The sequence below is a fragment of the Streptomyces sp. NPDC002044 genome (assembly GCF_040296725.1).
Classification (GTDB): domain Bacteria; phylum Actinomycetota; class Actinomycetes; order Streptomycetales; family Streptomycetaceae; genus Streptomyces; species Streptomyces antarcticus.
Genome location: NZ_JBEOXU010000264.1, coordinates 1 through 4,636, shown reverse-complemented (window position 1 = coordinate 4,636; position 4,636 = coordinate 1). Strand labels below are relative to the sequence as shown.

Here is a 4,636-nt window from a genome sequence, read left to right as displayed (position 1 = left end):
CGTTGGACTTCCGGATGACGTCCACGACGCTCCTGTCGGACGTGGTCCTGCCGGCCGCCACCTGGTTCGAGAAGCAGCCCCGGGGGCCGCCGACCGTGCGGACCGGCCGCGCGGCGTCGGGACCGGGTTCGCGGGAGCCGGGCGGGGGGTCGGTGAGATCGCCGACGTGGGCGGCGAGGAGGCTCAGGTGGCGGCCGCGCAGCCCCGCCTGCGGGAGTCCGGCCGGGGCGGGGCGGGTGTAGTCGCCGAGCAGGCTGCCGGGGATGTCGGGCCGCCGGGTGGCCTCGTCGCCGCCCCGGGCCTCGTCCCGCAGCCCGAGCTGGTGCGCGATCTCGTGGGCGTAGTCGACCGGGTCCGCGTCCGCCCACCAGACCGTACGGGTCATCGGCTGGTCGCGGCCGGCGAGGGTGACGGTGAGCCCGTTGGGGCGCGGGTCGTCCGGTGTCTGCTCGACGGTGACATGGAGCCGGTCGCCTTCCGGCAGGCGGTGTCCCGGTGCGTTGAAGTACGCCTCGACTCCGTCGCGCACCGCGTCCCAGACGTGCGGCGCCAAGCCCGCCGGGCCGGTGGCGACCCGGACGGTGAGGTCCGTGACCCAGTCGCCGTCGTGGGCGACCCGCCGGACGTCGAACAGGGACCGCACGGCGTACTGGGTGGTCTCCCCCGGCCGCGCCGGATCGGCGGGGGCGGACACCGGGTCCACCCAGGTGTGCGCGCGGGTGAGCGGTGGTACGGCCGCGCGCGCGGCTTCCCAGGCCGTGTTCCCGGTCAAGGGGGCGGTGGCGGGCGCGGGTCGGACGGTGGCCCCCGGTGCCTGGGCTCCGCCCTCGGCCTCCGGCCGCCCGGGCGCGTCCCGGCCGGGGCCGTCCTGCGCTCCGGGCTCGGTCGCGCCGCGGTCCCGGCCGGCCTTCGACGGATCCGGCGCTGTGCGGGGATCCGCGCTCCGCTGCGCCGGCTCGGCGCCTGTGGGCTGCGGGCCGCCGTGACCGTCCGCGGCCTCGGGGCCGGACTCTCCCTCCGGCGAAGCCGCGGGGACCGGGGCTCCGGCCGGTCCGTGCTCCGGCAGGCCACGGCCGTGCGCCTGCGGTGGGCCGGCCGGCGTGTGGCCCCGGTCGGGCGCCCCGCCGGAGACCGCCGCCGGACCGGTCGGTACGGCGGACCCGAGACCGCCCGCCGTACCGTGCGCATCCGTGCCGTCCGCCGCCGTGCCGTCCGGAGCCGGAGGGCCCTGCCTCCGTGCCGTGCTGTCGGCGGTGTCGGGAAGGCCGGTGCGGGAGGGGCTGTCGGGGTGTTCCCCGGCCGTGTCCGGGCGTTCGTCGCCGGTCGCGTCGGCGTACGTTCCCGGACCGGGCGCCCGGTGGCCCGGCACACCGGCCGGCCCCGCGGTCGGGGCGACCGGTGGCGCGGCCGGTGGCGCGGCCGCGGTACCCGGGGCGGGGGCCGTGGCGCCGGGCAGGGTGTTCCCGGCCGCGTACGGACCGGGGCCGGAACCGGGGCCCCCGCCCCGGTCGGTACCGGGGTCCGGGGCGGACTCGCGGCCGGGACTCCCGTACGCCGCGGGGACGCTCGCCGCCAGCACGCGCGCGGGCGGGCCGATCGGCGCCGGAGGGGTGCGCGACCACGCGGGCGGCGGGGACGCGGCCGGTCCGGTGACCGCCGGGTCGGACCCGGCGGTGTCCCGCGGTGCGGAAGGCACGGGCGGGGTGACGGGGAGCGGCGGCGGTACACGGACCGGCGGGGCGGCGGGACCCGAGGCGCCCGGACCGCCACCACCGCGCGAACCCCCTTGCCCCGGAAGCCGGTTGACGGTGGAGGGGTCCGCGGAGGCGGGGGCGGGGACGTACGCGTGGTGGAGCCAGAGGGCGCCACCGCCCACGGCGCCCCCGGCGACCGTCTCGAACGCCGAGCTGGTGCCGGAACCGATGAAGGTGCTCCACGAGAAGTCCCAGGTGCCTTCGAAGGCGCCCTGGATCAGGGTCTCGCCGGTGGACTCGCTGACCGCTCCCACGACGAACGCCTCCGCCACGTCGTTCACCCCGTCGAGCAGGGTCGTGAACCTCGGATGGTCCTTGGCGAAGCGGTCGAAGTCGTCGAAGGCGTGCTTGAACCAGTTCCGGAAGTGATCGGCGGCTCCGCCGAGCGCACCGCCGATCAGGCCGACGACCGCGCCGAACGCGGCGGACTTGCCGACGTCCCTCCAGTCGATCCCGTCCGGCCGGCGGCCGGCCGGGTTCAGGGCGATCTGGGCGAGGCGCACGGCGAGGGTCTGCAGGGCCTCCTCGACGGCCCCGGTGAGGCCGGGGGCGAGATGCGTCATGCGCAGCAGCCGGTCCACGACGAGCAGGACGGCGAGTCTGCTCCGGGCCCGGGCGAGCGCCATCTGCGACACGGACGTGCCACCGGTGATCGCGGCGAGGGCGGCCAGCAGGGCGAGTTCGAGGAGGAGCATGACGATCTCCGCGATGATCTCCCACTTGGCCTGCTGGATGTTCATGGAGTGGTCGACCTGGCTCCGGGCGATGTCGTCGAGCCGCTCGGCCATCGCGTCGAGGTGGTCCACTCCCCCGTCGTCGGTGAGCAGCGAGAGACCCCGGACGTAGCGGTCCGCCACCTCCTGGGGGAGGGCCGTGGACGCCTCCGCGATGGAGAGCCGGATCTCGTCGCGGAGGTCCTTGATGCCCTTGCCGAACCTCAGGTACAGCTCGCGGCTTTCGTAGGCGAGGTTCTCGCGGGCCTGGACCGGCATCTCGCCGATCAGGATCCACAGCATCCGCCGGACGTCCTCGGGGAAGTCGAGCTCCCGCATCTCACGCACCGCCCGGCCTGTTCCCCGTCCGGCCGCTCCGGCCGGATCGACGGGGCCGATGCTAGGACGGGGCGCGCTCGAACACCGAACACGGAATGCCGGAGACATTCCCTTTTGCGAGGTTCTGCGCGAGGGTCGGGGCAAGTGTTCCGGGCCCCTTTCCCCTGGCTTCAGCCCACCCACCCCGTGACGATTCCCACCCGGCCGGACCGACCCCGGTGCGGCGGCGGACGCCAGGGGGTGAGACGGCGAGGGTGGGACGGCGCGCGGCGGGGCCATAGACGCGACCGTGCCCCGGGCGGAGGTCGCCCGGGGCACGGTCTTCGCGTCAGCCGCCCTCGGGGGGCGGGAGCCGGATCAGGAGAAGGACCACACGTGGTCGTCCCGCTTGTTGCACTCGAAGATCGTCAGCCGGGCGTCCTTGCCGCCGCTGCCGTAGTACCCGGACACGTCCAGGCACTGGCCGGCGCTGGAGTGGCTGCGGATCCAGAACTTGCCGTCCGACCGCTTGTCCAGGTACCAGAGCTGGTTGTCGGCGTTGGTGGGGCGGCAGTGGAACTCGGACACACCGGTGCCGGCCGGCTGTCCGGCGTAGTTCGGCAGGTCCAGGCAGAGGCCGTCCTTGCTGTTGCGGATGGTGAACAGGTCCGCACCGCCGGGACCGGCCCCGGGGCGGCTCACGACGAGGTCCCACAGCTGGTTGTCCGCGGCCGTCGTGTTGCAGGTGAACTGGTTGACCGGACCGTCCACCGTGCCCTTGCCGTAGTTCGGAACGTCGGCGCACATGCCGGTCATGGCGTTCTTCAGCGGCACGTTCCGCACCGTGGCGAAGTTCGCGCTCTGCGGCAGCGCGCCCCCGGCCCGGGCCGCGGGCTTGGCGACCGGCTTGGTGACGGGCTTGGCCACGGGCGCGGCCACGGTCTCCTTCTTCGGAGCGGGCTTCGCCGTCTCGGGCGCCTTCTCCTCGACGGGGGCCGTCTTGGCCTCCTTCTTCGGAGCGGGCTTCTGCCCTTCGGTCTCCGTCGCCGGAGCGGCCTTCTCCGGTTCCGCCTCCTTCTTCTCCGCGGGCGCGGCGGGTGCCGGGTCCTTCTCCGGAGCTGCCGGGGCCGGGGCCGGGGCCTGCGCCGGTGCGGAGCGCCGCTCCTGCGCCGGGGACTGTGCCGGGGCCTGTGCCGGGGACTGTGCCGGGGCCTGTTCCTGGGGCTGCTCCTGGGGCTGCTCCTGGAGCGCGACGACGGCCGTGCCCTCCTTCGGAGCGATGCCCCTGGCCGCCTGCTCCCGGGCCTTGTCCCGCCCCGAGGACCCGTCCTGGTCGAAGACCTTCTTGTCCGCCCCGGTGTCCTGCGGCGACACGGGCTGCTCTTCGGTGGCCCGCGGCTTCTCCCCGGCCACGGCGTCCCCTCCGGTGGCCGGCCCCGCGTCGGTGCCGGTCCGCCCGCTGTTCCTCTTCTCCTCCTCGGGCCCCGGGTTCGGGCCGGTCCCCGGACGCTCGGCGCCCTCCGCCCGCCGGTCCTGCTGAGGCACCGGCCGGACGGTGGGCACGGGCTTGCGGGACGGCGCGGCCGTGGCGTAGTCGTTCCCGGACTGCCCGCCGTTGGGGGTGAGGTTCTCCACGACGGTGCCGCCCACGGGCACCTCCCGGACCGACGCCGCCTGGTTGCGCTCCTCGTCACTGCCGAGGCCGAGGAACAGGAACGGCGTACCGATGAGGACGGTCCCCGCTATCGCCGCCGCGGCCAGCAGCGGCCGGTTGGGCCGCCCGCCGGGCGGCTCGTCGGCCCTCGCGGCGGCGACCGCGCCGGTGGGGGGCGCGGACGGCGTCGCGGCGAC

Annotated in this window: 1 protein-coding gene and 1 pseudogene; both read right to left on the bottom strand. The window is 75.9% G+C overall.

The genetic code is table 11. The features are described from left to right. Positions 1 to 2,428: 2,428 nt before the first annotated feature. Positions 2,429 to 2,746 (bottom strand): annotated as a pseudogene (locus ABT106_RS32230) (hypothetical protein); the annotation flags it as partial. A gap of 417 nt (positions 2,747 to 3,163) precedes the next feature. Beyond that, positions 3,164 to 4,636, bottom strand: a 1,473-nt coding sequence (locus ABT106_RS31145) for an RICIN domain-containing protein (protein WP_351284193.1), incomplete at its 5' end; no start/stop codon positions are given.